This is a genomic window from Streptomyces sp. NPDC007971, from assembly GCF_042958635.1.
In the GTDB taxonomy this organism is placed as follows: domain Bacteria; phylum Actinomycetota; class Actinomycetes; order Streptomycetales; family Streptomycetaceae; genus Streptomyces.
In genome coordinates this window covers 127,988-153,393 of record NZ_JBIBJK010000006.1, presented here as the reverse complement: position 1 = coordinate 153,393, position 25,406 = coordinate 127,988, and the positions used below count along the sequence as shown (strand labels likewise).

Sequence of the window (25,406 nt, the reverse complement as noted above, 5' to 3'; positions counted from 1 at the left end):
CTCAACATCGCCGAAACCTCCCGGAGGGAGGTCGTCGTGGGGTGGTGCCCACGGCCTGATGACGGCAGCCGCTGAAGTCAGCTTTGAGAGGAGAGATCACATGAGCAACGACGTTGATGTTCCCACGGAGAAGGTCGCCATCTACTTCACGGGAAAGATCGTGGTCGACGCCTCCCTGATGGACTGCGAGGGCACGGTACGGACGACCGAGGACGTGGTCCGGAACGTGATCGGGGACATCGAGTCCGAGGTGCGCGAGCACCTGATGTACAGCGACGAAAACCGCGAGGAGTACGACCTCGTGCAGGCGATCGACGAGCTGGACATCCAGCCGGCGTCCGAGATGCACCTTGTCGGCCTCGCGGAGAAGGTCAAGGCGTGGGAGTCCGTGGACGGCGCGTGGGTGGACATCCGCGATCAGTACCGCGACGAGCACGGTGACGAGACCGACTCCGAGGCGCTGGACAAGCTGATCGTCACGGAGTGGTTCCAGAAGTTCTGGGACGTGAGCGAGGAGGTGAAGTCGGCGGCGGCGCTGCTGCTGTCCGTCCTCCCCTCGATCAAGAAGCCCGAGAACTGATCCAACATGCCGAAACGCCGGGAGGCGTCGTCGTGGGGTGGTGCCCACGGCCTGACGACGGCAGCCGTCAGCTTTGAGAGGAGAGATCAGTTGAGTATTGACACTCTGTCCGTGGTGCAGCGCGCGTCCAACGGGTTCGTACTCATGAACCGCGTTGGTCCGGAGGACTGGCGTGAGCGGGTCGAACTCAGCCTGCTCGACATCGACCACGGGTACTTCTGCGTGCTCGGTCAGGTCTACGCCGAGGAAGGGAACGGCCAGGGCTACGAGTACGCCTTGGCTCACCTGGACTTCCTGACGGACGGTGATGTGCTCGAACGCTTCGGGTTCTACGGCCTCAACGAGGAGGACGGCCACGCGCTGACGAAGGCGTGGCGTGACCTTCTGGCCGGCGAAGCGAAGCCCGTCGAGACGACCGCGGTGACGTCCGCGTGAAAGATATCCGGATCAAGGTCGTGCACCGGTCCTGGCTTCACAAGGACGTGGTCCGTCACTGTCGCGAGCTGTACCGCTCGATCAACGGAGGTCCCTGGCACTGCATCGGTGTCGACCTCTGACCCTGTTCCACATCGCCGAAACCCCTGCGGGGGTCGTCACGGGGTGGTGCCCGTGGCCTGACGACGGCAGCCGCTGAGGTCAGCTTTGAGAGGAGAGAACATGCAGGAACTGAACAGGCTCCGTCTCGTCAAGATCGGCGAGGACGGGGTGCGCCCACTGGCGGACGCCGCGATCCTTCTGGGCGACGACGGCCAGACGGTGTCGCTCGGCATTACCACCTTGGACCCGAGTGTCGTGGTGTCCGCTGACGTGGACGCCGAGCTGACCGCGGGCATGGAGCGGGAGGTCCGCATCGACGAGCTGGTCGCCGAGTACCGGCCGACGATGTCGGACGATGTTCTGCGATCCTGGGCGGCTGACCTGGTCAGCACGCTCGCAGCGCGGGGGTAGGTTTATGCCAGCCGCCGTTGCTGAGAGGAGTGCCGTGGAAGAGCAGGTCGAGTGGCACCGGGAAGAGTTTCAGGGCCGCGAGGCTGAGCTTTCCACTGTCACAGAACTGGCCAAGCGCGTGGGCGTCGACCCCAGCACCGTTAGTAGCTGGATCCGCCGGCACGCGAACTTCCCGGACATCGTCATGACGAAGCGGGGAGCGGTGACCACGAAGTATTACGTCACCACGGAGTTCGACGAGTACCGGCGGATACAGGAAGAGGTCGCCCGCCAGGCGCGGACCAAGAAGTCCGCCACCCCGCGTTCGCCAGCGACCCGCGCGCAGGAGCGCCTCCAAGCCCTGAACGAGCAGGACGAAAAGTTGGCTGCGGAGGAGAAGGAGCTGTCCGACAAGCTCGCAGCGGTTCTCCGACGACGTCACCAGCTTGACGAGGAGCGCGGCGCATTGCGCCGGCACCTCGCGCAAGAGGTGGCGAAGATGCAAGACGCTCTGGGTACAGAGCAGCCCTGATGGCAGCGCCGGGTTCGATCCCCGGCCGGGGCGCCATGCGGCATTACCTCTGTCGCAGCCGTGAGAGGAGAGAGACCCACACGGCTCGCAGAGGTGTTCTTTACTGACGTTCCCCTTGCGCGCCGTGTGGTGCCAAGGAGGAAGCAGTGAACGACGAAAACGACGGGAAGCGCCTGTTGCCGTCGCCCGAGGTCCGCGTGAAGCAGTTCAGAGTCTGGCTGAAGCACCTGGGCTGGACCTTGATTGTGGTGTGGGCCCTCGTGGCGTGGTGGCGTATCTGATGCTGCCACGTCGCGCTTAGCAGTACCGCCGGGTCCCGAGTCTCGACGATCGGGAAGGCAGCAGCGGGGTTCGATCCCCCGCCCCGGCGCCATGCGGGCGTGGTGCCCGCAGCAGTGAGAGGAGGGGGTTTCGTGGGCAACACGGAGCCGAGCAAGACCGAGTTCATGACCAAGCTGCGCGAGCAGTGGGAGGCGCAGCCCACCGAGCAGTACGAGTTCCTCGGACTGACGGGCATGGACTACAACGACTGGCTGGAGCACCGCCACGGCTGGCCGGTCGGCAACGACGGCAACTGCCTGATCCACTCCGAGCTGGACGAGTTCCCGGCGGAGGACTGCACGGTCTGCACCACCCTGCTCAAGCGCTACGAGCAGGAGCACGGCACGGACGACGACGTTGAGAAGCTCAAGCTGGAGATCAGCCGGCTGGAGCGCCGCCTCGGCGCCTACGACGGCGCGGTCAAGCGGCTGGTCTGGAACGCGGAGAACGGCGAGCAGGTCAACCATGACCTGGACGCGGAACTGGCGCGAGCCAACGAGCAGCACGACACGGAGCTGATCAAGCTCCTCGTGTCGAGGAACACCATCTAGCACTACCGCCCGGCCCCGAGTCTTCACGATCGGGGAGGCAGCAGCGGGGTTCGATCCCCCGTCCGGGCACCAGGGGCCTCCGGTCACCACACCTCTCCTCCCGGAGGCCCCGACCATCTCCTGATCCGTTCAGGCTCTCCCCGCCGTCACCACAGCTCTCTTCTCCGGCGGGGAGCGCCTGAAGGGGCCAGGAGTAGAAGGTCCCATGCAAGGTAGTTTGCCTTGCAACGAAGTGCGAGGAGAGGCGAGCAAGTGGCACAGAAGGTTCAGGTTCTGCTGGTCGACGACCTGGACGGCGGGGAGGCGGACGAGACGGTCGCCTTCGCGCTGGACGGGAAGACGTACGAGATCGACCTCACCACGGCCAACGCGGACAAGCTCCGGGGAGTCCTGGAGCCCTACACGGGGGCGGGGCGGAAGATCTCGGGCCGTCGGAAGCCGGCTGCCACGAAGACCGTCGAGGTCGGCGCTGACTCGGCGACGATCCGGGCCTGGGCCAGGTCGAACGGCTGGCCCGACCTGAAGAGCCGCGGTCGCGTGCCGGCCGAGGTCCGCGACGCCTTCGAGAAGGCGAACAAGGGCAAGTAGCCCAACGCAGCAGAGAGAGGGTCCTGCCGGGTGGTTCCGGCGGGGCCCTCTTCTTTGTGCTCTGTGAGAGGAGAGAGCAGTGAATCGACGCACGGACAAGGAGGCTCTGGCCAGCGTCCGTGAGGTGCTGGGGTCCGTCGCCGACCACAAGCAGGATGGGCAGGCGCGCTACCCGGTGGTCCGGCAGTTGGCCGAGCGGATGGCACTCGGCGACTCGGAGATTCCCGAACATCTCAGCCGTCAGCTCGCCGTCTACGAGGACGACCCGCGCACGGTCAGTCAGGTGCGGGCGTACTCGGCGGATGCGGCCATCTACCGGCTCTTCGAGCGCAGCAAGGTCGCCTATGCCATGGACGACTATCTGCTTGGTGAGCTGAGTGAGTCCTCGGCAGACAAGGTTCCGACGGACATCCTGCGGGATCTCCCGCACGCGAACCCGTTCGTCCTGCTGCCGTCCCCGGATTTCGAAGACGAGGAGACGCGCTACTACCGCACCCACATCGGGCTGCCGGCCGGCGCGTTCGTCTACGGCAAGCGGGACGGTGGGAGGTACATGTGCTCGACCACGGATCCGCGGCTGGATGTCCTGGGCATCATGTTCGCCGGAGAGATCATCGACAACGGGGCCGAGAACTTCCTGGTGCTTCGGTGCAGTGTCCCGCTCGATGGTGACAGGACGTCCGTCGATGACGCCGTGGCCGCGACAGTCAAGGGTTTCCGCTGGTCGTCCGACCTCGGGGAGTCCGACCCGAGCCGGCTGGAGGCGTGGCTGCGGAGGTACGTCACGCAGGTCTTCAGCTCGGTGCTGTATGTGTGCACCGACCAGCCGGACGTCGAGACCTACCAGCCGGCCGCCCCCGCGAAGCAGAAGGCCCGCAAGCAGCGCCGACCGCGGGCCGGGGACATCGAAAGCCTCGTGAAGGTGGGCTGGAGGCTCGGTCCGGAGCTGTGGGCGGAGCGTCAGCGGTACGAGCAGGCTGGCCGGGCTCCGGTCGGTGACGGTGCGACCAGGCGTAGCCCTCGGCCTCACAGGCGCCGACCGACGTGGCAGACCTACCACACGGGCCCTGGCGGCTCGGTGGCGAAGCTGAAGTGGCGCAAGGCGCACTGGGTGAACGCTCACCGGCTGAACGAGCCGGGAAGCGGGCCGGCGGACGTGGTTGTCCGTCCGGTCAGGTAGTTGTCCCTTGGGAGCCTGTCAGCGGCGTCTGGCAGGCTCCCTTCCTTGAGAGGCGAGAGCATGACCGAGCACAGGCGGGGACTCCGCCTGACCGAGGACGAGATGGACACGCTTCGGGTCATGGTGAAGCACGACTGGCGCTTCACCCCTGACCCCCGGTTCATCCGCCAGGTGCTGGAGGAGGACTCGGCGACACAGACCACCATCCGGGGCGCCCGCCACTACGGTTGGCTCTCCAGCGGGGTGCCGGAGATCGTCCTGGGCGACCTCGCGAACGCGCTCATCGGTGAGGGCGTCCCGAACGAACTGCCCACGTACGCGGCGTGGCAGGAGTGGAAGGCGCGGATCGCCGAGGCCCATGCCGAGTGGGTCCGCAAGAAGGACGAGGCGAGCGAGTGACAAAGAAGGGCAGACAGCAGCAAGTGTCGGCCATCTCCATGAACGGGATCCCTGCCACGGCCGCCGTGCCGAGCGGAGCGCCCGGTGCCGACGGGAGCCTGGAACTGGCGCTCGCGCTCGTGGGTACGGCGCAGGATTCGCGTGAGGAGATCGACGCGTTTCTCAAGCGACACCACTTCGCTCCGCGAGACGAGGTCGCGCGGGCGAGAGACTCGCAGGCTCGGTGGACGATCGAGCCGGACGGCCGGATCACGGTCACGTTCCTGGCCGACGACGGCACCGCGCACATCGCCCTCGCCCCTTACGAGGGTGTCCGTCGGTGGGCGGCCCTGGCCCTCGCGCACGGCGGGACGCTGGCGGTGTGGTTCCTCCCGGAGATGACGTCGTTCCTGCCGGAGGACATCAGCCGGCGGATCACTCCGGGCGGTGGAGAATGGTGGCGCCTGAGCGTCGGGTACGTTCCGGCATAGAGCGGGGAGATAGGCAATGATCGAAGAGAAGCGCGTGGCGGTGTACACCCGTCAGGGGCGTCGCGGTCCGGAGGATCTCGCCTTGCAGGAGCAGGACTGCACGGAGTGGGCCAAGAAGCGTGGCATGGAAGTAGCTCACGTCTACCAGTCCACTGGCAGCGATGACCAGTTCCTCGACCTGCTGAATGACATCGCCGCCGGCCGCTTCGACGCTGTTGTGGCCAGTAAGACCAACCGATTCAGCCAGCGGACGGCGAAGGTGGTCGCGCTAGCCGAGACGGCACGAAATCACGGCGTCGCGGTGCACGTGGTGGAATGGGACGACCTCGACCTCACCTCGTCAATGGGGAAGCTGTCGCTGCACACGCTTGGCGCGTTTGAGGATCTGGAGATTGAACAGGCTCGCGCCGAGAAAGAGGTCCGTGAGTCCTGGGACAAGCGGCGATAACGTTCCAGGCTAAGCAAGTGATGAAGCCCCCGGCTCCTTCTGGAGCACGGGGGTTTCGTCGTTTCCGGACTCAGCCGACTCTAGTCCCGAGGGCATAGAAGGTGACGGCAGCCGCGGCTGCGATGTTGAGCGAGTCGATCTGGTGGGCCATCGGGATGCGCACCCACTCGTCCGCTGCGCGAAGGGCTGCCGCGGAAAGTCCGTGCCCTTCGGATCCGAACATCACGGCGCACCTTTCCAGGTGTTCTGCCGGCATCTCGTTGAGCGGCGTCGCCTTTTCGTCCGGCGTCAGAGCGTAGATGGGGTAGCCGGCGTCTCGGACAACTTCGAGTCCGCGGGGCCAGTCGTCGAGTCGGGCGTAGGGGATCGAGAAGACCGCGCCCATGGAGACCTTGATCGACCGGCGGTACAGCGGGTCGGCACAGTCGGGTGAGAGCAGGATGGCGTCGATGCCCAGGGCAGCGGCGCTTCGCCACACGGCCCCCATGTTCGTGTGGTCGACGATGCCCTCCAGCACGGCGATGCGGCGGGGCGGGGTTGCATCGTCGCAGGTCAGAGGCCCTTGTTCATGAGTGTATGATTCTGTGTCACACATGTTGGTGTGGTCGTTGACCGACTCCATGACCACCACCCGGCGGGCCGAGCGCAGCAGCTCCGCCGCCGTCGGCAGCGGCTTGCGCTGCATGGAGGCGAGGGCTCCGCGGTGCACGTGGTAGCCGGTGACCTGCTCGGCGAGTTCCGGGCTCACGGCGTACACCGGGGCCGGGAGTTCGTCGATGACGTCGCGCATGACGTCGATCCACTTGGCCGAGAGCAGCATGGAGCGCATCTCGTAGCCGGCTTCCTTGGCCCTTCTGATGACCTTCTCGCCCTCGGCGATGAACAGGCCCTCGGCCGGCTCGCGCTTGCGGCGCAGGTCGACGTCGGTCAGGCCCGTGTAGTCGCGCAGGCGCGGGTCGTCGGGATCCTCAACGGTGATGAGATCGGCCACAGGGTGATACTGCCTTGTCCTGGGTGTGGTGCCAACGGCTGGGAAGGGGTTGGGTTACCCCGGGTTACGGGTGATCAAGCCGCGGGCTCGGGGCCTACGTTCACGACGTCGCCGATGACGATGACCGCGGGGGGCTTCACGTCCTCGGCGCGTACGGTCGCGGCGACCGTGGCGAGCGTCGCGTCCACGCGGCGCTGCGCGGCGGTGGTCCCCTCCTGGACGAGGGCGACGGGGGTCTCGGGCGACTTGCCGTGCGCGACGAGCGTCTCGGCGATCTTCCCGATCTTGTCGACGCCCATCAGGACCACGAGTGTGCCGGTCAGCTTCGCCAGCGACGGCCAGTCGACCAGGGAACGCTCGTCGTCCGGGGCGACATGGCCGCTGACCACGGTGAACTCATGGGCGACACCCCGGTGGGTGACCGGGATGCCGGCCGCGCCCGGCACCGAGATCGAGCTGGAGATGCCGGGCACGACGGTGCACGGGATGCCGGCCTCGGCGAGCGCCTGGACCTCCTCCATGCCCCGGCCGAAGACGAAGGGGTCGCCGCCCTTGAGCCGTACGACCGACTTGCCCTGCGCGGCGTGCTCGATGAGGGCGTTGTTGATGGCCTCCTGTGCCATGTAGCGGCCGTAGGGGATCTTCGCGGCGTCGATGACCTCGACGTGCGGCGGGAGTTCGGCGAGCAGGTCGCGCGGGCCGAGCCGGTCGGCGATGACGACGTCGGCCTCGGCGAGCAGCCGGCGGCCGCGGACGGTGATGAGGTCCGGGTCGCCCGGGCCGCCGCCGACCAGCGCCACGCCGGGCGTGCGGGTGCGGTGGTGCGGGGCGACGAGGGTGCCGTCGCGCAGGCCCTCGACCACCGCGTCACGGACGGCGGCGGTGTGGCGCGGGTCGCGGCCCCTGGCGTCCGTGGTGAGGACGGCGATCGTGACGCCCTCGCTGTGGCCGGTCGCCGGGGTCCAGGCCGTCGCCCGGTCGGCGTCGTCGGAGCGGACGCACCAGACGCGGTGGCGCTCCGCCTCGGCGGAGGCCCGGATGTTGGCCTCGGGGTCGCTGGTGGCGATCAGGGCGTACCAGGCCGCCGCGAGGTCGCCGTCCGCGTAAGGGCGCCGCTCCCAGGTGATCTCGCCCGCGTCGGCCATCGCCTCCACGGACGGGGTCGCCTCGGGGGACACGAGGAGGATGTCCGCTCCCGCTGCGATCAGGGCCGGGAGGCGGCGCTGGGCGACCTGACCGCCGCCGAGGACGACCACGCGACGGCCAAAGAGGCGGAGGCCTACGGGGTAGGCGGGGTGTTCGGCCATGAGGGACGGCTCCTCGGACGCGGTGCGGTAGGCGCGCTGCGGCTCCGGAGCGGCCCTGACGTGCGGATTTTAAGGTGTGGGCGGGTCCCGGCGCACGGGTGGTCCGGCACCTGGGCACCGGACCGCCCACGGCGGTGACGCCTACTTCTCGGTGACTCCCGCCGAATCGAACGTGGCCACCTCGTGCATCGCCCGGGCCGTGCTCTGCACCAGCGGCAGGGCCAGGAGCGCGCCCGTGCCCTCGCCGAGGCGCAGGTCGAGGTCGACCAGGGGACGCAGGCCCAGCTTGTTGAGGGCTGCCACGTGGCCGGGCTCGGCGCTGCGGTGGCCGGCGATGCAGGCCGCGAGGACCTCGGGGGCGATGGCGCGGGCGACGAGGGCTGCGGCGCCGGCGCTGACGCCGTCGAGGATCACGGGCGTCCGCAGGGAGGCGCCGCCCAGGAGCAGGCCGACCATCGCCGCGTGCTCGAAGCCGCCGATCGCCGCGAGGACACCGATCGGGTCGGCCGGGTCCGGCTGGTGCAGTTCCAGGGCACGCCGGACGACCTCGGTCTTGCGGGCCAGGGTCTCGTCGTTGATGCCCGTGCCCCGGCCGGTGACCTCCGCCGGGTCGGCGCCCGTGAAGACGGAGATCAGCGCGGCGGACGCCGTCGTGTTCGCGATGCCCATCTCGCCGGTGAGCAGCGCCTTGTTGCCGGCCGCCACCAGGTCGCGGGCGGTCTCGATGCCCACCTCGATGGCCGCTTTGGCCTCCTCGCGGGTCATCGCGGCGCCCGTGGTCATGTCGGACGTGCCGCCACGGATCTTGCGGGGCAGCAGACCGGGCGTGGCCGGCAGGTCGGCGACGACGCCGACGTCGACCACGCACACCTCGGCGCCGACCTGGTTGGCGAAGGCGTTGCAGACCGCTCCCCCGCCCAGGAAGTTGGCCACCATCTGGGCGGTGACCTCCTGCGGCCAGGGGGTGACGCCCTGGGCGTGGACACCGTGGTCGCCGGCGAAGATGGCGACGGCCGCGGGCTCCGGGATCGGCGGCGGGCACTGCCGGGACAGCCCGGACAGCTGCGCGGAGATGATCTCCAGCATGCCCAGCGCACCGGCCGGCTTGGTCATGCGCTTCTGGCGCTCCCAGGCCTCGCCGAGCGCCTTGGCGTCGAGCGGGCGGATCTGTGCGACGGTCTCGGCAAGCAGGTCGTGGGGTTCCTCTCCGGGCAGGGCGCGTCGGCCGTACGTCTCTTCGTGCACCACCCAGGACAGCGGGCGGCGCTTGGACCAGCCGGCCTGCATCAGCTCGGGCTCGTCCGGGAACTCGTCGACGTACCCGACGCACAGGTAGGCGACGACCTCCAGGTGCTCGGGCAGGCCGAGCGCGCGGACCATCTCCCGCTCGTCGAAGAAGCTGACCCAGCCGACGCCGAGGCCTTCGGCCCGCGCGGCGAGCCAGAGGTTCTCGACGGCGAGCGCGGAGGAGTACGGCGCCATCTGCGGCTGGGTGTGCCGGCCGAGGGTGTGGCGGCCGCCGCGGGTCGGGTCGGCGGTGACGACGATGTTCACGGGGGTGTCGAGGATGGCCTCGATCTTCAGTTCCTTGAACTGCTTGGCCCGGCCCTTCGGCAGCGACTTGGCATAGGCCTCGCGCTGGCGCTGGGCGAGTTCGTGCATCGCGCGGCGCGTCTCGGCGGAGCGGATGACGACGAAGTCCCAGGGCTGCGAGTGGCCCACGGAGGGGGCCGTGTGGGCCGCCTCCAGAACCCGCAGCAGCACCTCGTGCGGGATCGGGTCGTTGCGGAAGCCGTTGCGGATGTCGCGCCGCTCGCGCATCACCTTCAGGACGGCCTCGCGCTCGGCGTCGTCGTAGGCGGGCGCGGCCGGTCCGGTGGACTGTCGTACCTCTTCCACTGCGGCCGTGCTCTCTTCCTGGTCGGCGGCCCTGGTCTCCAGGTCCTCCGCGTGCTGTACGACATCGGGGGCGGGCTCGGCGTCCGGCGCGGCGGCGGGCTCGGCCTCGCGCGGCGCCGGGACCGTGACCACGGGCTCCTGCTGCTCCTGGGCGGGCAGCACGATCGGCTGGGGCGGGGTCGGCGCCAGGTGCGGGGCCGTCGGCACCGAGCCCTCGACCGGCACGAACCGGCCGAGTGGCTCCTCGGGCTGCGGCTCCAGCAGGACGTGGGGCGGCAGGGGGTCCGCGGGGGCACCGGGCACGGGCTGCCCGGGGATGCCCTGCTCGACGGCCGGCTCCGCCTCGGTGGACCGGATCTGCGGCCCGGCCGGGGCGGCCGGGCCGCTCGGCTCGGAGAAGTGGACCGGCTCGGACGGCTGGACCCACTCGGAGGGCCGGCCCGGCGGGGCCGTGGCGACGCCTTCGGCGGCCGCCTCCTGCGCGTGCGACGGCTCCTGCGCGACGGCCATGGCCTCACCCTCGTTCGACACGGCCGCGGCCTGGTGGAATGCGGCTGCGGCCAGCTGTGGTCCCTGCGCCTGCAGGAGGACCGGTTCGGGCACCTCGGTGGCCGCGGGGGTGCCGGCGGCGGGCGTCGCGGCGCCGTCGGGCGGGGCCTGCACGGCACCCTGCTCCGGGCCGGCAACGGTCTCCGCCTGCGGCTCGGCGGCCGCGGTGGCGACGACCGGCTCGGCGGGCACTGCCTGACCTGCCTGCTCGGGGCCGGCGTCCTGTGCGGGTCCGGCGTTCTGTGCGGGAGCGGCGGCGAGGGCCTGGCCGGGGTCGGCGATCTGCTCGGGCACGGGCGCCTGCGCGGGTTCGGCAGCGGGGGTGCCCTCGACGGCGGGGGTGCCCTCGGCAACGGGGCCGGGTTCGGCAACCATGGCCCCGGCCACGGTGTCGGGGGTCTGCAGGTCGGTCTGCGCCCCGACGGCTCCAGCGGCTTCGACGGCCCCGACGGCACCGGTGGCTCCGGGCGGCATCGGAGCAGCGGCGGGGTCGGCGGCCGCGGGGACGCTCTGGGCGGCGACCGCACCGGCGGCGGGGGCCACGGTCTCGACGACGGCGGGGGCCACACCCTCGACGGCGGCTGCATCGGCCGCGTGGGGCACGGCCCGGGCGGCGACCGCGCCCATGTCCTCGGCCGGACCGTGGGCCTCAACCACGGCCGTCCCCTCGGCTCCAGCCGGAGCCGGAACGCCGTCCGCACCCTGCGCCTCGGCGTCGGCCGGAACGGCACCCCCGACCGGAGGCACGACCTCGGCGACGCCGGCATCCGCACCCTGGGCCACGGGCGCCGCCAAGGCGGCACCCGCATCCTGGGCCGGGGCCTCGGCCGCACCCGTCACCGCGTCGGCGCCCTCGGCACCCGCTTCCTGCGCGGCGTCACCGAGCGGCGCGGCATCACTGAACTGCGCGGCGTCGCCGACCGGCGCGCCCTCGATGGACTGCGGCAGGCCGCCCTCGTTCTGTACGGCGGCGGCCTCGGGCACCTGAACGGCGTCCGCTGCCTGCCCGGCCTGCGCCGGCTGTCCCGGTACGGCCTCGCCCTGCGTCCCCTGGACGGGGGCGGGCGGCATCTCGTGGACGGCGGCGGGGGGCATCTCGTGCACAGAGGCAGGGGGCATCTCCTGCACCGGGGCAGAAGGCATCCCGCCCGGCAACTCCTGCGCACCGGCCGGAGTTTCCGCGACCGGTGCAGCTTCGGTGCCATGCCCGGTCTCGGTGCCGTGCCCGGCCTCGGTGGCCGTCGGCGCCGGTGCCGTGCCGTCAGCCTGCTGTGCCGCCTCCGGAACCTGTCCGGCCTCCGGAACCGCCGACATCTGCGCCACGGGCGCGCCGTCGGCATCGGCGGCGCCGGTTCCGCCCGCATCCACCTCCATCACCTCGGCCGGTACCTGCCCGGCCGGCGCAGCCGGTACGTCCTGCGCAGCCTGCGCGACGACCGGCTCCTCCTGCCCGGCCTCCGCGGCAGCCTGGACGTCGCCGGGAGCCTGCCCCGCCCGGACAGGGGCACCGTCGGGGCCCCGCTCCACCGGAGCTGCGTACACACCGTCGTGACCGTGGGCGGGCTGTGCTCCGTCGTGGCCGTGGACGACACCGGCCTGGGCCAGGTCCTGGGGGGCCTCGCCCGGCGTCTGCGCGACGGCCTGGGTGGCGAGGCGGGCCATGGCGACCTGGGCGGCGTCGTCCGGTTCGGCGAAGGAACCGGCGGCCGGACCGACCGTCTGCGCGGCCGGTGCCCCGGTGGCGGCCTGGGCCACGGCAGCCGGGGCGGCGCCCCAGGGAGCCGCGCTCTGGGGGGCCATGTCGCGCAGCGGCTGGGCGTCGAGGTACTCCGGGCCGGACGGGGGCGCCATCGGCTGGCGTACCGGGGCGCCCGCGGGCCCGCGGTCGGCGAGGGAGCGCACCGGGCTGGCGGAGGCGTCGGGGATCGGCGGCCCGAGGTGCAGCGGCCGTCGCGACGACTGGGCGGCCGCCGCCGGGTCGTGCGGGGTGGAGAGGATCGGCGAGGGAGGCACGGACGGGGGCGCCGGATTCGGCAGCCGGACGCCGCTGAGGTCGACGGAGCCGCTGTCCCGGCCGTTCACCTCGTGCGGGCCGGGCTCGTGGACGGCCTCGACGACCGGTTCCGGGGCAGGAGGGGGCACCTCGTTGCCCCATGCGCCCTGGGCACCCGGCAGCAGCAGGTCTTCGTCCTCGGCGGGTGCTTCGGAGAGGTAGGTGTACGCGCCGTGCGCAGGAACGCCCGGCTGTTCCACCATGCCTGCGCTCTCCGGCTGCCCTTCGGCCGGGACCTGGCCGGTGTCGGTCATGCGTACCCCTCGCCCATCGGTTAGTGCTCCTACGTCCAGCTCACCCGGGACGGCGCACCGACCGCCCCGCAGTGAAGAACGAGCGTGCGTGCCCAGCGGCACGAACGACCCGCCCAAAAAAGGCGACAAAGCCATTCAGTGGCATTGTCCCGGCCGTTCCGCCGTCGCGACAGCATGATCCGCGACAGCCCGCTGTGGACTGCGCCACGTTGCGCGTCCTCGGGTTCTGCCGTACCACACCCACCCCAAAACGGGCGTGTTTTCCGGACATTGACGAACGAATTTCCGGGCCACCAGAGCGGTACAACGATCGGCCAGCCTACCGCGCGCAGTACGACAACAGGATCACGGGGCGCGATCCGGCAGTACGCCGCTGAGCAGGAACGCTACGTTCCGCTCGGTCTCCGTCCAGGCCCTGGTGTCGAGCTCGACGGACTGCAGCAGAGCGCACTCGACCCGGTATCCGTGTTCGGTCAGACCGCGGCCGACGAGCTCGGCCTCGTCGCGGGTGGCGGCGTGGGCGACGATGCGCTGCGGGCGCCGGTCGGCGACCGCGGAGACCACCGCCGCGCCTCCGGCACCGACCCGCACGACGTCCGGTTCGGGCAGGTTTTCCAGGACATGCGGGGCGGTGCCCTGCACGACCTGGAGCTGGACGCCGTAGCGGCGTGCGGCCGATTCCGTGCGTGCGCAGGCGCCGGGATCCCGGTCGACGGCGATGACGGCCGCGCCGGCGCGGGCGGCCTCGGTGGCGAACGCGCCGCTGCCCGAGCCGATGTCCCAGACGAGATCGCCGATCCGGGGTCCGAGGCGGGCGAGTTGGGCGGCCCGGAGCAGCTCCGTCTCCCCTTCTGCGAGGCGGCTGCCCTGGGCCGCGTACGCCGTGTACTCCTCGTCTCGCTGTACCCAGCCGCGCGGTCCGGCGCCCGGGTCGCGCCCGGAGATCCAGCCGCCGCTCTCGGCCGCGGCACCCCCTCCGGTGGGGCCGCCGATGACGATGACGACGTTCGGGTCCCGCCAGGTGTGGTCGGCGGCCTTGTCGGAGGTGACGACGCTGACCTGCTCGCGTTCGGTGCCCAGTTCCTCGCAGATGACGAAGGTCCGGTGGACTCCGTCCAGCAGCAGGCCGAGCTCGGCGGGGCCGGCGCCGGGCGAGGTAAGGACGGCGACCTTGGCGTGGGCGCGGCACACGTTCACGGCCCGGCGCAGGGTGCGCGGGTGGGCGACGACCACCTGGGCGTCGTCCCACGGCATGCCGGCCCGGGCGAAGGCGGCGGCGACGGAGGAGACGGCCGGGACGACCTCCAGCTCCAGGCCGAACTCCGGGGCGCGCAGGGTCCGTACGACGCCGAAGAAGCCGGGGTCACCGTCGGCGAGCACGACCGCGGTGCCACGGTGGGCGGCGATCCGGCGGGCGGCCAGGGCGGGGCTGCCGAGCCGGATGCGCTCGGCGGCGGGTGGGACCTCGGGCAGCGCCAGGTGGTGGGCCGCTCCGGCCACGAGCGTGGCGGCGCCGAGGGCGGCGCGTGCCGCATCGGTCAGCGGCGAGCCGTCCCAGCCGATCACCGTGACCCGGTCGGCCATCGTCGTCAGTCTCCAGGTTTTCGCAGGTCGTCATGGGTACGGGCCCGTGGGCGGGCTCCGTGAGCGTACCCGGTGAAGGTAGCGGACGCGCGGTGGGCCGGGATCGCAGGCGGCTGCGGGCTCGCTTCGCCGGCGTCAGTTCCAGTCGGGGTAGGACCCGAAGCCGCCGGTGTCGGCGAGCTGCCCGTCGGCGCCCTCCAGGTCCTCCGGGAGGAGGCTCCATATGATGAAGTCGGTCCGCACGTCGGCCCAGGCGCCGTCCTCGGTGCGGTGGTGGGCTATGCAGGCGTTGCGCAGCACGCCCTCGCTGATGCAGCCGATCTTCTGGGCGACCTGCTGGGAGGCGGTGTTGTCGGCGGCGGTGCGGATCTCGATGCGCTCGAACTTCTGGTCGCCGAAGAGCCATTGCGCGGTGACGAGGGCGGCTTCGGAGGCGTAGCCCTCGCCGCGCGCCCAGGGGGCGACGATGTAGGACAGCTCGGTGGAGCGGATGTGCCAGTCGGTCTTGCCCAGCTGGACGATGCCGACCAGCCGCTGGGTGAGGAACTCGGTGACGGCGAGGTCCAGGCCCCGGCCCGCGGCGCGCTCGGCGGGCGCGTACTCGCTGATCCAGTGGCGGGCGGCCGCCTCGGTGAAGGGCTGGGGGACGTCGGTCCAGGCGGCGATCTGCTCGTCGTTCATCATCTCGGCCAGGGCGGGGACGTCGTCCTCGTCGAGGGGACGCAGCACCAACCGCTCCGTGCTGATGGAGATGGTGGGGAAGGTGCTAGTCATGCGCCGCTCCGTAACCTTCGGAAAAACTTGAGAGAGCATCAGGGCCCTCGGGACCCCGCTGAACTGCCCAGCATGCAGCATGAAACCACTGAACCGCACGACGGGGCCCACCCCGGGTGAGGGAGTGGACCCCGTGCGTGGCGATACGCCGCTTACGTGCCGTCAGTTCCGGGTCAGCCGCTGGTCAGCGGGCTCAGAAGGACGGGATGACCGAGCCGTGGTACTTGTCCTCGATGAACTTCTTCACCTCGGGCGAGGTGAGCAGCTTGGCGAGCTTCTTGACCCGCGGGTCCTTCTCGTTGCCCTTCTTCACGGCGAGGAAGTTGCCGTACGGGTTGTTCTTCGCGGACTCCAGGACGAGGGCGTCCTTGGCGGGCTTGAGGCCCGAGGAGATCGCGTAGTTGCCGTTGACCACGGCCGCGTCCACGTCGTCCAGGGAGCGCGGGGTCTGGGCCGCCTCGACCTCCTTGAACTTGAGGTTCTTGGGGTTCTTGGCGATGTCCTGCGGGGTCGCCTCGGTGCCGGCGCCGTCCTTGAGGGTGATGAGCCCGTTGGCCGCGAGCAGCTTGAGGGCGCGGGCCTCGTTCACGGCGTCGTTGGGCACGGCGACGGTCGCACCGCTCTTCAGCGCGTCGGCCTTCTTCACCTTGTGCGAGTAGAGGCCGAGCGGCTCCAGGTGCACGGTGACGACGGGCACGATGTGGGTGCCGCGCTTCTTGTTGAAGTCGTCCAGGTACGGCTGGTTCTGGAAGTAGTTGGCACCGACCGAGCCGTCCTCGGTCGCCGTGTTCGGCGTGATGTAGTCGGTGAACTCCTTGACCTCCAGGTCGAGGCCCGCCTTCTTCGCCAGGTTCTTCTGGACGAAGGTCAGGATCTCGGCGTGCGGGGTCGGGCTCGCGGCGACGACCAGCGGGCCGCTGTAGTCGCCGGAGGAGGCGGAGTCCTTGCCGGAGCCGCAGGCGGTGAGCCCGAGGGTGAGGGCTCCGGCGGCGAGGACGGCGGTGGTGAACTTGGCGGTGTTACGCACGAAAAGTGCCTTTCCTTAAGGGTGGTGCGACCCCGGGTCTCGGGGCGACGGCGCGAAGCGCCGGCGTTGAGGGGTTGACTGCCGGGTGACGGGGGACGTCCCGGCTCTCTCCTCGGGGAGGTCAGTTCTTCTTCACGGCGTCGGCGGCGACGGTGCCGGGGAAGACGCCCTTCAGCGGCCGGAACAGGAGCAGGCCGCCGGACCTGCCGCTGCGGCGGTGCAGGGAGCGGGCCGCGAAGTCGCCGACGACCTGCAGCAGGGAGATGACGACGGCGAGGATGGCCACGGTGATCCACATCATGCCGGTCTCGAAGCGCTGGTAGCCGTAGCGGACGGCGACGTCGCCGAGGCCGCCGGCGCCGACCGTGCCCGCCATGGCCGAGTAGCCGATGAGGGCGACGACCGTGGTGGTGGCGCCCGAGATCAGCGACGGAAGCGCCTCGGGCACCAGGACGCTGCGGACGACCTTCCACGTGCTGCCGCCCATGGACTGCACCGCCTCGACGAGCCCGCCGTCCACCTCGCGCACCGACATCTCCACCAGGCGCGCGAAGAACGGGATCGCCCCGACGGCCAGCGGGACGATGGCGGCCTCGCGGCCGATGGTGGTGCCGGTGACCCAGCGGGTGAAGGTCAGCAGCGCGACCATCAGGATGATGAACGGCATCGAGCGGGCGATGTTCACGACCTGCCCGATGACCTTGTTCAGGACGACGTTCTGCAGCAGTCCGCCCCGGTCCGTCAGGACGAGCAGGACGCCGAGCGGAAGCCCGCCGACGACGGCGATCAGCGTGGACCAGCCGACCATGTAGAGGGTGTCCCAACACGCCTGGGACAGCACGGGCTGCATCTCCGACCAGGTCACTTCGCGCCTTCCTTCACCAGCAGGGACTCCTGGCCCTCGTGGCCGACGACATCGATCTGCAGGCCCTGTTCGCGCAGGAACCCGATCGGCACCACGTTCTCCTCGTAGCGGCCGGGCAGTTCGATGCGCATGCGGCCGATCTGGAGGCCGCCGACGGTGTCGATGGCGGCGCCGAGGATCGAGATGTCGATGTTGTAGGTGCGCGAGAGCTGGGAGATGACCGGCTGGGTGGCGGCCTCGCCGTGGAAGGTGACGTCCAGGACGGTCCGGTCGGCGCCGGTGGCCTCGCCGCCCACCGGGAACAGGGCGGCGGCCAGCTCCGAGCCCGGGGTGGCCAGCAGCTCGCTGACCGTGCCGGACTCCACGATCCGGCCCCTGTCCATCAGGGCGGCGGAGTCGCAGATCGACTTCACCACGTCCATCTCGTGCGTGATGAGCAGGACGGTCAGGCCCAGCTGCCGGTTCAGGTCGCGCAGCAGCTGGAGGATGGAGCGGGTGGTCTCGGGGTCGAGGGCGCTGGTGGCCTCGTCGGAGAGCAGCACCTTGGGGTCGCCGGCGAGGGCGCGGGCGATGCCGACGCGCTGCTTCTGTCCGCCGGAGAGCTGGGCGGGGTAGGCCCCGGCCTTGTCGGCGAGGCCGACGAGGTCGAGGAGTTCGAGCGCCTTGCGGGAGCGTTCCCCGCCGGACCTGCCGAGGATTTCGAGCGGGAGCTCGACGTTCTCCCGGACGGTCCGGGAGGAGAGCAGGTTGAAGTGCTGGAAGACCATGCCGATCCGGCTGCGCGCCCGGCGGAGCTCGCGGCCGGCGCGGGGGCCGCGCCCGGCGAGCGCGGTGAGGTCCTGTCCGGCGACGGTCACCGTCCCGGATGTCGGACGCTCCAGCAGATTGACGCAGCGGATGAGCGAGGACTTGCCGGCACCGGACTGGCCGATGACGCCGTAGACCTCGCCTTCGCGGACGTGGAGATCGACGCCGTCGAGGGCGGTGACCTCACGGCCGCGGGAGCGGTAGACCTTGCTCAGGCCCGAGGTGGTGATCACAGGGATTTCCGTCACTGTCGAGTGCGCGGGCGTGGGTGTGCCCGGGCACGGGTGCATGCGTTGCATTCGTTCAGGGACGCGGCACGGTTCTCGCTGTGGCGGTGAACCGGGGAGAACTTCGTGTGCGCTGGGGTCCCCCTGCCGTGCAGGCAGTGGGGAAGGCGTCAGTCCGTATGCCGGGAATCGGCGTCGGACAGGCCACGGCTCTCGCTTCGGGGCGCGAGGCTCAAATGGTGCAGGGGCCCTCTAGAAGGCGCACATTCGACGCGGACACAGACAACGAGCACCGGGCGTCAGGGTCGCCTCGGTCGCAGGGGTGCGGCAGCTCGTCGTGGTCATGTGATCAGTAAAGCAGACCTACGGTGCTGACCCGCCGCCGCTGTCCGCATGCTGGACAGCGGCGGACAGTTCTCAACCGCGAACGGTGATCTCCACTCCCCCGTCGGTGACCAGTGCGGACAAGGCCGACAGGTCCCCGACCACCAGGTCGGCGTCCAGCTCCTCGGGCCGGTGGGTTGTGGCCAACGCCACGGTGGTCATGCCGGCCGCGCGGCCCGCCTGCAGTCCGGCCGGGGCGTCCTCGAAGACCACGCAGCGGGCCGGGTCCACCCCGAGCTGCCGGGCGGCGAGCAGATAGGGCTCGGGGTCAGGCTTGCCGCGGGTGATGTCGTCGGCCGAGATCAGCGTCTTGGGCAGGATGCCGACGGCGTCGAGGCGGGCCTCGGCGAGCCGGCGGGTGGCGGAGGTGACCACGGCCCAGCGGTCGGCGGGCAGCGGGTCGAGGAACTCCCGCGTCCCGGGCAGCAGCTCCACGCCCCCGTCGGGCACGTCCTCGACCTCCAGCTGTTCGACCCGCGCGACCGCCTCCGGTACGAGACGGGCGGGCAGCAGGTCGGCGACTATCTCGGCCGCCGGCCGCCCGTGCAGCGCCACGCGCCGGAACTCCTCGGCGGTGATGCCGTACTCCCCGGCCCAGCGCGTCCAGCAGCGCTCGACGGAGGCGAGGGAGGAGACCAGGGTGCCGTCGTTGTCGAAGAGGAGGGCCTGCGCGTGGATCGTCATGGTCTAGACCCTACGGCGTACGCCGGGGTCGGCGGCGCCGGGCCATTTCGGCCGTAATAAGGTCACCGCATGCTCAATGCCCTGACGCTGGTGACCGGAGTCGCCGCGCTGCTGCTCGCCGCCTGGTGCGGCTGGGCCGCCCACCGGGACCAGCCGACCAAGGACTGGCACTTCATCGGCATGGCCGTGGTGTCGGTGCTGGCCGTGATCCAGCTGGCGGTCGGGATCGTGCAGCTGGCGCGGGGCGAGAAGCCGGAGCAGGGCACGACGATCTTCGTGGCGTATCTGCTGGGCGCGTTCGCGTGCGTGCCGGCGGCGGGCTTCATGTCGCTGGCCGAGCGCACGCGCTGGGGTTCGGTGACGGTGGCGGCCGGCGGCGTGGTGCTGGCCGTGCTGGAGGTGCGGCTCTATGACATCTGGGGAGGCTGAGATGACGGCGCCGCAGGAGACGCCGACCCGCTTGATCAGCGGGCCGGGGATGCTGCTCGTCTGGTTCTACGGCGTGATGGTGGTCGGCGCGGTGTCGCGTTCCGCGTACCAGATCGCGACGGACTTCGGGCGGGCGCCACTGGCCTATGCGCTGTCGGCGGTGGCCGGTCTCGTGTACGGGTTCATCACGTACTCGCTGGTCCGCGGCGGGGAGACGGCCCGCAGGGCGGCACAGGTGTGCTGCGCGGCCGAGCTGGTGGGTGTGCTGGTCGTGGGAACGTGGACGCTGGTCGAGCCGTCCGCCTTCCCTGACGCGACCGTGTGGTCCGACTACGGGATGGGCTACATCTTCATTCCCGTGCTGCTGCCGCTCTCCGCGATGTACTGGTTGCGGCAGGCACGGACGGAGAGGGGCGCCTGAGGAGCGTCCGCGGGTCCGGGCGGTTCGTGGTTCCTCGCGCAGTTCCCCGCGCCCCTCACGGGGCGCTACGCCTCACGCCGTCTGGACGAAGGCCCCCGCCGGCTTCTCCAGGACGATCAGCTCCACGCCGTCGGCACCCTGGGAGCGGCCCACCGCCTCGTAACCGGAGCGGCGGTACAGGCGGAGGTTGCCCTCGCTGCGGTGGCCCGTGAAAAGACGGAACGTCTTGGCGCCCCGCTCCTCGGCCAGCGCCGCCTCGGCCGCGCGCAGCAGCCTGGCGCCGATGCCGTGGCCCTGCAGGCGGGGGTGGACACACAGCTTGCCGATGGCGGCCGCCTGGTCCTCGGTCACCTTGCCGCGGACCGAACCGACCACCTCCTCCCCGAGGCGGGCCACGAAGACGCAGTCGGCACCGACCTCCTGGCGCACCGAGTCGAGGCTCTGGACGAGCGGGTCGATCCGGTAGTTGCCGTACAGCGCCGCCTCGCTCTGGAAGCACAGGTACTGGAGCTTGAAGATCTGCTCCGCGTCCTGCTCGGTCGCCACCGAGATGGTCACGCTCATGCCCATGTGCGCATGCCTCCCGCTCACCTGATCGCCTGTCGTCCCCCACTCCTATCCCCGCGCTTCGCGAGCCGCAACCTCCGGCGCGAGCAATCGCCGCAGACATCCAAGACATCTGGAACGTTCCGGTCCGAGACTGCCCTGTGAGATACCCAACTCCCCCGCGATCTCCCGATATGTCAGGTCCCTCGGTGAGAGCAGCGCCTCCATGAGGCGGGGGCAGCGGCCGGGCAGCCGGCGGACCGCGTCGCGCAGGGCCCGGTGGCGGGCGGCGGTGAGGGCGAGCTGCTCGGGGCCGGGGCGCAGGTCGTCGGCCGGCTCGGTGCCGTAGGGGCGTTCCCGCCGCGTGGTGCGACGGCTGCGGCGGGCCTCGGCGCGGACGGCCCTGCGCAGCCAGCCCTGCGGATCCCGTGGAGGCCCGTCGGCCTGCAGCCGCTCCAGGAGGCGGAGCCAGACGGCCTGTTCCAGGTCGCCCGGCTCGCTTCCGGAGAAACATGCCTCGGCGGAGGCCTCCGCGGTGAGCAGCGGGCCCAGGGTGGTCACCAGGTCGTGCGTCATATGCGGAACGACGCACCGCCCCGGCGGCAGGTTTCCGGGGCGGCGGGGAGTCAGCCCGAACGGGGTGCCGTACGGCCTCGCCGTTGACGAGCCGACAGGCCCGTCGGCCGACAGGGCGGCGGACCGGCAGGGCGGTTCGCCGACAGGGCAGTGGGCGAACGGGGTGGTGGGCCGACGGGACGGCGGTCCGGCAGGGCGGTGGGCTCAGCCGGCCAGGAAGTCGGCGCGGGCGAGGACGCCGGTGTCGGCGTTGTCGGTGAAGACCCCGTCGATGCCGGTCGCGAAGTACGTCCTGAAGGCACCGAAGACGTCGCCGTAGGCGTCCGGGGCGGTGCCCTTGCGGTACTCGGCCGGGAGGAAGGGGTTCTCGTTGCGCATGGTGTACGGGTGCAGGATCAGGCCCACCTTGTGCGCGTCGGCGACGAGCGTGGTCGGCTCGGCCAGGGTGCCGTCGGCGTTCTTCGGGATGACGAGGTCCAGCGTCGGGCCGATGCCCTGCGCATAACCGGCCATCTCCCTCAGGCCCTTCGGCGTGATCAGGTCGGCGACCGTGCGCGGGTCGCCCGCCTCGACGAAGTCGTAGGGGCGGCTGTCCGCCGTGGAGAGCAGGACCACCAGCGGGTTGTCGACCAGCTGGTTCAGCTTCTGGATGCTGCTCGGCTCGAAGGACTGCAGGATGACCGGCGAGTTCCGCCCGTCCTTGCCGTACTTGCGCAGCAGCTTCGCCACCCGCTCCTCCAGGCCGAGGCCCAGCTTGCGGAAGTAGGTGGGGTGCTTGGTCTCGGGGTAGATCCAGACCTGCCTGCCGCGCCTGCGGGTCTGCTCGTCCTGCCACTTGAGAACCTCTTCGAACGTGGGTATCTCCCACCGCCCGTTGTAGAGGGTGTTGTGCGGACGGTTCGCCGGGATGCGCTCGACGGCGCGCAGCGTCTTCAGCTCGGCGAGGGTGAAGTCCTCGGTGAACCAGCCCGTGGTCGGGACGCCGTCGAGGACCTTGGTGGTCCTGCGGCCGGCGAACTCGGGGTGCGAGGCGACGTCCGTGGTGCCGCCGATCTCCGGCTCGTGACGGCAGACGAGGTGCCCGTCCCTGGTGGGCACCAGGTCGCCCGCCTCGACGACGTCGGCGCCGAGGTCGAGAGCCAGGTTGTACGAGCCGAAGGTGTGCTCGGGGCGGTAGCCGCTGGAACCCCGGTGGCCGATGATCGTCGGCTTCGGCAGGCTCTTCACCCCGCGCCCGCCGTGCGCGGCGGCACGGGGCTCGGCCGCTCTGGCGGCTCCGGGCAGTCCGAGGACCGCTCCGCCCGCGCCGAGGACCGCTGCGCCGAGGAGCGCCCGCCGTCCCGTTCCCTGCGTCTGCTCGTTCGCCTGGTCCTTGTCCATGAGCGCTCTCCTGCCGTCCGCCCTTTCAGTGCGCGCCGATCGTAGGGGTGTCCACATGACGGACGGGAGTCCCTGGACCGAACACGCGGGTGACGCCGTATGGCAGATGCGCGGCGGGAAGTGACGAGGCGTCGGCATGACCGGAGGCGGGGCGGGCACCCGGCCGAACGGGCTCCGCGCGCGATGTCCGTCACACCGCCACCGGGGCGTCACGGGCCACCCCGGGACGTCACCGCAGGTAAACCAACGTCAACAATACGTAAGACCTCGGTGAACCGGGCGCACCCGATGTGCGCTACCGACGGAGCCGCGAGTAATGTCCTCACCTGCACAGACACATATCGCTTCCCTCGACATCGGAGGACCCGTTGTCCCGCTTCGCGCTCATCAAGGCAGTGCTCGGACCGATCATGCGCCTGATGTTCCGCCCCCGGGTGGAGGGCGTGGAGCACATCCCCGGGGACGGCCCGGTCATCCTGGCCGGCAATCACCTGACGTTCATCGACTCGATGATCCTGCCCCTGGTCTGCGACCGGCAGGTCTTCTTCATCGGCAAGGACGAGTACGTCACCGGCAAGAGCCTCAAGGGCCGGCTCATGGCCTGGTTCTTCACCGGCGTCGGGATGATCCCGGTGGACCGGGACGGTGGTCGCGGAGGTGTGGCGGCGCTGATGACCGGCCGCCGCGTCCTCGAGGAGGGCAAGGTCTTCGGCATCTACCCGGAGGGCACGCGGTCTCCCGACGGCCGCCTCTACCGCGGCCGCACCGGCATCGCCCGCCTGACGCTGATGACGGGCGCGCCCGTGGTCCCCTTCGCGATGATCGGCACGGACAAGCTGCAGCCCGGCGGGGCGGGGATGCCGCGCCCCGGCAAGGTCACCGTTCGCTTCGGCGAGGCGATGGAGTTCTCCCGGTACGAGGGGATGGACCGGGACCGCTATGTGCTGCGGGCCGTCACCGACTCCGTGATGGCCGAGGTCATGCGGCTGTCCGGGCAGGAGTACGTGGACATGTATGCGACGAAGGCGAAGGCCGCCTGATCGCCCTGGTGGCTCTGTCCGTCCGGCGGGCGCGGGTGCGTCGTGGTCTCTCGCGCAGCTCCCCGCGCCCCTGGGTCGGTCACCTCACCCGGCGCTTTCCAGTTTCTGGCCCTTCAGCAGGAACCAGGCCGCCAGTGCCGTGGCCAGCAGGACCGCCGCTCCCGCACCCGAGGCCAGGTGCAGGCCGTGGACGAAGGACGCGCGGGCCGCGTCCAGCATGGCTTCCGCCGTGTGGTGGGGCATGTGCGCCGAGGCCTCGACCGCCGCGCCCAGTGACTCGTGCGCCCCTGCCGGGGTTCCGGCCGGGCCCGTGAAGTCGCGGTAGACGCCGGTCACGATCGAGCCGAGCAGGGCGATGCCGAGGGCAGCGCCCAGTTCGTACGCCGTCTCGGAGACCGCGGAGGCGGCGCCCGCCTGGTCCTTGGGCACGCTGGAGAGGATCACGTCGGCCGTCACCGTGAAGGAGAAGCCGGCGCCGATGCCGACGACCAGGAGTGCGGCGCCCAGGACCGGGTAGCCGGTCGAGCCGCCCACGGTCGTGAGGACGGCGAGGGCGATGCCCACGGCCGCGAGCCCTCCCGAGACCACGGCCCGCACCGAGTAGCGCCGGGCCGCACGGCCCGCGACCAGACCCGCGGCCACCGCGCCGACGGCGGCGGGCAGTTCGGCCAGGCCCGCCTCGAACGGGCGCCTGCCCTGGACGAGTTGGAGGTACTGGGAGAGGAAGAAGACCAGGCCGGACATGCCGAGCACGGTCAGCAGGTCGGCGAGGACCGCCCCGCTGAAACCACGGCGCCCGAACAGCCGCATGTCCAGCAGCGGGGCCGGCATGGTCAGCTGCCGGCGTACGAAGCCGTACAGGGCCGTCGCGCCGAGCAGGGCCGCGGCCAGCGTGGGCAGGGTGAACCCGTGGGTGGCGGCCTCCTTGACCGCGTACACGACGGCGATCATGCCGACGAGGGACAGGACGACGCTGATCAGGTCCCAGGGGCCGGGGTTCGGATTGCGGGACTCGGGCAGCGTGCGGATGCCGACGAGCACCAGGACTGCCATGACCGGCAGGTTGATGAGGAAGACCGAGCCCCACCAGAAGTGCTCCAGCAGGAAGCCGCCCGTGATCGGGCCGACGGCCGTACCGGCGGAGGCGGTGGCGCCCCAGATGCCGACCGCGAGGCTGCGTTCGCGCGGGTCGTGGAAGATGTTGCGGATCAGGGCGAGGGTGGCGGGCATCAGGGTGGCACCGGCGACGCCGAGCAGCGCCCGCGCCAGGATCATGAGTTCGGGCGTGGTCGCATAGGCGTTCAGGACGGATATCGCGCCGAACACCGTGGCGCCGCCGAGGAGGATCCGCTTGCGGCCGATGCGGTCGCCGAGGCTGCCCATGGAGACCAGCAGACCGGCGATGACGAACGAGTAGACGTCACCGATCCACAGGAGCTGGGTGCCGGAGGGGTTGAGGTCTTCGCTGATGTAGGGGGTCGCCAGGCCGAGGACGGTGGCGTCGACGGCCACCAGCAGCACGGCCAGGACGAGGACGGAGAGCGCGAGCCAGCGGCCCGGGCGCTTCTCCGTCTCCGCCGCGCGGGCCGGCTGCAGGGTGCTGGTCATGATTC

The 25,406-nt window shown here is 70.9% G+C and carries 27 protein-coding genes and 3 other RNA genes; 17 read left to right on the top strand and 13 right to left on the bottom strand.

Features of this window, described 5'->3' with window-relative positions; all coding sequences use genetic code 11:
* The first annotated feature begins 8 nt into the window (after positions 1-8).
* From ACFZCP_RS14245 to ACFZCP_RS14180, 14 genes are all read left to right on the top strand, one after another.
* Positions 9-74: hammerhead ribozyme type II (locus tag ACFZCP_RS14245), an RNA gene on the top strand.
* A 26-nt stretch (positions 75-100) separates the two neighbouring features.
* Positions 101-580, top strand: coding sequence for a hypothetical protein (locus ACFZCP_RS14240; RefSeq protein ID WP_391427165.1), 480 nt, complete (start codon positions 101-103; stop codon positions 578-580).
* A gap of 7 nt (positions 581-587) precedes the next feature.
* Positions 588-650, top strand: an RNA gene (locus tag ACFZCP_RS14235) — hammerhead ribozyme type II.
* Between the two features lie 20 nt (positions 651-670).
* Positions 671-1,015 (top strand): hypothetical protein, encoded by a 345-nt coding sequence (locus ACFZCP_RS14230; protein WP_391427162.1) that lies wholly within the window; start codon positions 671-673, stop codon positions 1,013-1,015.
* Between the two features lie 135 nt (positions 1,016-1,150).
* Positions 1,151-1,213: hammerhead ribozyme type II (locus ACFZCP_RS14225), an RNA gene on the top strand.
* 24 nt (positions 1,214-1,237) lie between these two features.
* Positions 1,238-1,528: a hypothetical protein gene (locus ACFZCP_RS14220; RefSeq protein ID WP_391427160.1), complete on the top strand. Its 291-nt coding sequence runs from the start codon at positions 1,238-1,240 to the stop codon at positions 1,526-1,528.
* A 34-nt stretch (positions 1,529-1,562) separates the two neighbouring features.
* Positions 1,563-2,039: a hypothetical protein gene (locus tag ACFZCP_RS14215; RefSeq protein WP_391427158.1), complete on the top strand. Its 477-nt coding sequence runs from the start codon at positions 1,563-1,565 to the stop codon at positions 2,037-2,039.
* Between the two features lie 146 nt (positions 2,040-2,185).
* On the top strand, positions 2,186-2,320 hold the full coding sequence (locus ACFZCP_RS14210; protein WP_391427156.1) for a hypothetical protein: 135 nt from the start codon (positions 2,186-2,188) through the stop codon (positions 2,318-2,320).
* A gap of 132 nt (positions 2,321-2,452) precedes the next feature.
* Positions 2,453-2,911 carry a hypothetical protein gene (locus ACFZCP_RS14205; RefSeq protein WP_391427154.1) on the top strand — a complete coding sequence of 153 codons (459 nt, stop codon included), beginning with the start codon at positions 2,453-2,455 and terminating at the stop codon, positions 2,909-2,911.
* Between the two features lie 252 nt (positions 2,912-3,163).
* Complete coding sequence (locus ACFZCP_RS14200) at positions 3,164-3,499, top strand: histone-like nucleoid-structuring protein Lsr2 (RefSeq protein WP_391427152.1); 336 nt, start codon at positions 3,164-3,166, stop codon at positions 3,497-3,499.
* Between the two features lie 79 nt (positions 3,500-3,578).
* Complete coding sequence (locus tag ACFZCP_RS14195; protein ID WP_391427150.1) at positions 3,579-4,679, top strand: hypothetical protein; 1,101 nt, start codon at positions 3,579-3,581, stop codon at positions 4,677-4,679.
* 60 nt (positions 4,680-4,739) lie between these two features.
* Positions 4,740-5,078 carry a hypothetical protein gene (locus ACFZCP_RS14190; RefSeq protein ID WP_391427148.1) on the top strand — a complete coding sequence of 113 codons (339 nt, stop codon included), beginning with the start codon at positions 4,740-4,742 and terminating at the stop codon, positions 5,076-5,078.
* A 38-nt stretch (positions 5,079-5,116) separates the two neighbouring features.
* Positions 5,117-5,548, top strand: coding sequence for a hypothetical protein (locus ACFZCP_RS14185; protein ID WP_391427146.1), 432 nt, complete (start codon positions 5,117-5,119; stop codon positions 5,546-5,548).
* 16 nt (positions 5,549-5,564) lie between these two features.
* Positions 5,565-5,996: a recombinase family protein gene (locus ACFZCP_RS14180; protein WP_391427144.1), complete on the top strand. Its 432-nt coding sequence runs from the start codon at positions 5,565-5,567 to the stop codon at positions 5,994-5,996.
* 70 nt (positions 5,997-6,066) lie between these two features.
* Here ACFZCP_RS14180 and ACFZCP_RS14175 read toward each other — a convergent pair whose 3' ends face one another.
* The 9 genes from ACFZCP_RS14175 to ACFZCP_RS14135 all read right to left on the bottom strand — a co-directional run bounded on the left by ACFZCP_RS14175 (position 6,067) and on the right by ACFZCP_RS14135 (position 19,401).
* The gene (locus ACFZCP_RS14175) at positions 6,067-6,987 is read right to left on the bottom strand and encodes a TrmH family RNA methyltransferase (RefSeq protein ID WP_391427142.1); all 921 of its coding nucleotides are present in this window, start codon (positions 6,985-6,987) and stop codon (positions 6,067-6,069) included.
* Between the two features lie 74 nt (positions 6,988-7,061).
* Positions 7,062-8,294, bottom strand: coding sequence for a uroporphyrinogen-III C-methyltransferase (cobA, locus tag ACFZCP_RS14170; protein ID WP_391427140.1), 1,233 nt, complete (start codon positions 8,292-8,294; stop codon positions 7,062-7,064).
* A gap of 141 nt (positions 8,295-8,435) precedes the next feature.
* The gene (cobT, locus tag ACFZCP_RS14165) at positions 8,436-13,049 is read right to left on the bottom strand and encodes a nicotinate-nucleotide--dimethylbenzimidazole phosphoribosyltransferase (protein ID WP_391427138.1); all 4,614 of its coding nucleotides are present in this window, start codon (positions 13,047-13,049) and stop codon (positions 8,436-8,438) included.
* A gap of 345 nt (positions 13,050-13,394) precedes the next feature.
* Positions 13,395-14,633, bottom strand: coding sequence for a precorrin-6y C5,15-methyltransferase (decarboxylating) subunit CbiE (gene cbiE, locus ACFZCP_RS14160; RefSeq protein WP_391427136.1), 1,239 nt, complete (start codon positions 14,631-14,633; stop codon positions 13,395-13,397).
* Positions 14,634-14,768: 135 nt separating this feature from the next.
* On the bottom strand, positions 14,769-15,407 hold the full coding sequence (locus tag ACFZCP_RS14155) for a GNAT family N-acetyltransferase (RefSeq protein WP_391427133.1): 639 nt from the start codon (positions 15,405-15,407) through the stop codon (positions 14,769-14,771).
* Positions 15,408-15,600: 193 nt separating this feature from the next.
* Positions 15,601-16,434: a MetQ/NlpA family ABC transporter substrate-binding protein gene (locus ACFZCP_RS14150; protein WP_362686653.1), complete on the bottom strand. Its 834-nt coding sequence runs from the start codon at positions 16,432-16,434 to the stop codon at positions 15,601-15,603.
* 121 nt (positions 16,435-16,555) lie between these two features.
* Positions 16,556-17,299: a methionine ABC transporter permease gene (locus tag ACFZCP_RS14145; protein ID WP_362686650.1), complete on the bottom strand. Its 744-nt coding sequence runs from the start codon at positions 17,297-17,299 to the stop codon at positions 16,556-16,558.
* Positions 17,296-18,339: an ATP-binding cassette domain-containing protein gene (locus tag ACFZCP_RS14140; RefSeq protein ID WP_391427130.1), complete on the bottom strand. Its 1,044-nt coding sequence runs from the start codon at positions 18,337-18,339 to the stop codon at positions 17,296-17,298. Before ACFZCP_RS14140 ends, ACFZCP_RS14145 begins: the two co-directional genes overlap by 4 nt.
* A 411-nt stretch (positions 18,340-18,750) precedes the next feature.
* Positions 18,751-19,401: an HAD family hydrolase gene (locus ACFZCP_RS14135; protein WP_362686644.1), complete on the bottom strand. Its 651-nt coding sequence runs from the start codon at positions 19,399-19,401 to the stop codon at positions 18,751-18,753.
* A 69-nt stretch (positions 19,402-19,470) separates the two neighbouring features.
* Between ACFZCP_RS14135 and ACFZCP_RS14130 the strand changes: the two genes are divergently transcribed.
* The gene (locus tag ACFZCP_RS14130) at positions 19,471-19,830 is read left to right on the top strand and encodes a hypothetical protein (protein ID WP_362686641.1); all 360 of its coding nucleotides are present in this window, start codon (positions 19,471-19,473) and stop codon (positions 19,828-19,830) included.
* Position 19,831: 1 nt separating this feature from the next.
* On the top strand, positions 19,832-20,251 hold the full coding sequence (locus ACFZCP_RS14125; protein ID WP_391427127.1) for a hypothetical protein: 420 nt from the start codon (positions 19,832-19,834) through the stop codon (positions 20,249-20,251).
* 72 nt (positions 20,252-20,323) lie between these two features.
* On the opposite strand, the gene ACFZCP_RS14120 is transcribed toward ACFZCP_RS14125, so the two are convergent.
* From ACFZCP_RS14120 to ACFZCP_RS14110, 3 genes are all read right to left on the bottom strand, one after another.
* Positions 20,324-20,821, bottom strand: a complete 498-nt coding sequence (locus ACFZCP_RS14120; protein ID WP_362686635.1) for a GNAT family N-acetyltransferase — start codon at positions 20,819-20,821, stop codon at positions 20,324-20,326.
* Between the two features lie 45 nt (positions 20,822-20,866).
* Positions 20,867-21,373, bottom strand: coding sequence for a sigma-70 family RNA polymerase sigma factor (locus ACFZCP_RS14115; RefSeq protein WP_391427124.1), 507 nt, complete (start codon positions 21,371-21,373; stop codon positions 20,867-20,869).
* Between the two features lie 204 nt (positions 21,374-21,577).
* Entirely contained in the window at positions 21,578-22,753 is a 1,176-nt protein-coding gene (locus ACFZCP_RS14110; protein ID WP_391427122.1) for a glycerophosphodiester phosphodiesterase family protein, read from the bottom strand.
* A gap of 368 nt (positions 22,754-23,121) precedes the next feature.
* On the opposite strand from ACFZCP_RS14110, the gene ACFZCP_RS14105 reads away from it, so the two are divergent.
* On the top strand, positions 23,122-23,793 hold the full coding sequence (locus tag ACFZCP_RS14105; protein ID WP_391427120.1) for a 1-acyl-sn-glycerol-3-phosphate acyltransferase: 672 nt from the start codon (positions 23,122-23,124) through the stop codon (positions 23,791-23,793).
* A gap of 84 nt (positions 23,794-23,877) precedes the next feature.
* Here ACFZCP_RS14105 and ACFZCP_RS14100 read toward each other — a convergent pair whose 3' ends face one another.
* Positions 23,878-25,401 (bottom strand): MFS transporter, encoded by a 1,524-nt coding sequence (locus tag ACFZCP_RS14100; protein WP_362686624.1) that lies wholly within the window; start codon positions 25,399-25,401, stop codon positions 23,878-23,880.
* Positions 25,402-25,406 lie beyond the last annotated feature (5 nt).

What these genes read in the sequence shown, in the direction of transcription:
- ACFZCP_RS14240 (WP_391427165.1), top strand. Translation starts at nt 101, where the DNA reads ATGAGCAACGACGTTGATGTTCCCACGGAGAAGGTCGCCATCTACTTC.
- ACFZCP_RS14220 (WP_391427160.1), top strand. Translation starts at nt 1,238, where the DNA reads ATGCAGGAACTGAACAGGCTCCGTCTCGTCAAGATCGGCGAGGACGGG.
- ACFZCP_RS14190 (WP_391427148.1), top strand. Translation starts at nt 4,740, where the DNA reads ATGACCGAGCACAGGCGGGGACTCCGCCTGACCGAGGACGAGATGGAC.
- ACFZCP_RS14185 (WP_391427146.1), top strand. Translation starts at nt 5,117, where the DNA reads ATGAACGGGATCCCTGCCACGGCCGCCGTGCCGAGCGGAGCGCCCGGT.
- ACFZCP_RS14180 (WP_391427144.1), top strand. Translation starts at nt 5,565, where the DNA reads ATGATCGAAGAGAAGCGCGTGGCGGTGTACACCCGTCAGGGGCGTCGC.
- cobA (WP_391427140.1), bottom strand. Translation starts at nt 8,294, where the DNA reads ATGGCCGAACACCCCGCCTACCCCGTAGGCCTCCGCCTCTTTGGCCGT.
- cobT (WP_391427138.1), bottom strand. Translation starts at nt 13,049, where the DNA reads ATGACCGACACCGGCCAGGTCCCGGCCGAAGGGCAGCCGGAGAGCGCA.
- cbiE (WP_391427136.1), bottom strand. Translation starts at nt 14,633, where the DNA reads ATGGCCGACCGGGTCACGGTGATCGGCTGGGACGGCTCGCCGCTGACC.
- ACFZCP_RS14155 (WP_391427133.1), bottom strand. Translation starts at nt 15,407, where the DNA reads ATGACTAGCACCTTCCCCACCATCTCCATCAGCACGGAGCGGTTGGTG.
- ACFZCP_RS14135 (WP_362686644.1), bottom strand. Translation starts at nt 19,401, where the DNA reads ATGACGATCCACGCGCAGGCCCTCCTCTTCGACAACGACGGCACCCTG.
- ACFZCP_RS14130 (WP_362686641.1), top strand. Translation starts at nt 19,471, where the DNA reads ATGCTCAATGCCCTGACGCTGGTGACCGGAGTCGCCGCGCTGCTGCTC.
- ACFZCP_RS14125 (WP_391427127.1), top strand. Translation starts at nt 19,832, where the DNA reads ATGACGGCGCCGCAGGAGACGCCGACCCGCTTGATCAGCGGGCCGGGG.
- ACFZCP_RS14120 (WP_362686635.1), bottom strand. Translation starts at nt 20,821, where the DNA reads ATGGGCATGAGCGTGACCATCTCGGTGGCGACCGAGCAGGACGCGGAG.
- ACFZCP_RS14115 (WP_391427124.1), bottom strand. Translation starts at nt 21,373, where the DNA reads ATGACGCACGACCTGGTGACCACCCTGGGCCCGCTGCTCACCGCGGAG.
- ACFZCP_RS14110 (WP_391427122.1), bottom strand. Translation starts at nt 22,753, where the DNA reads ATGGACAAGGACCAGGCGAACGAGCAGACGCAGGGAACGGGACGGCGG.
- ACFZCP_RS14100 (WP_362686624.1), bottom strand. Translation starts at nt 25,401, where the DNA reads ATGACCAGCACCCTGCAGCCGGCCCGCGCGGCGGAGACGGAGAAGCGC.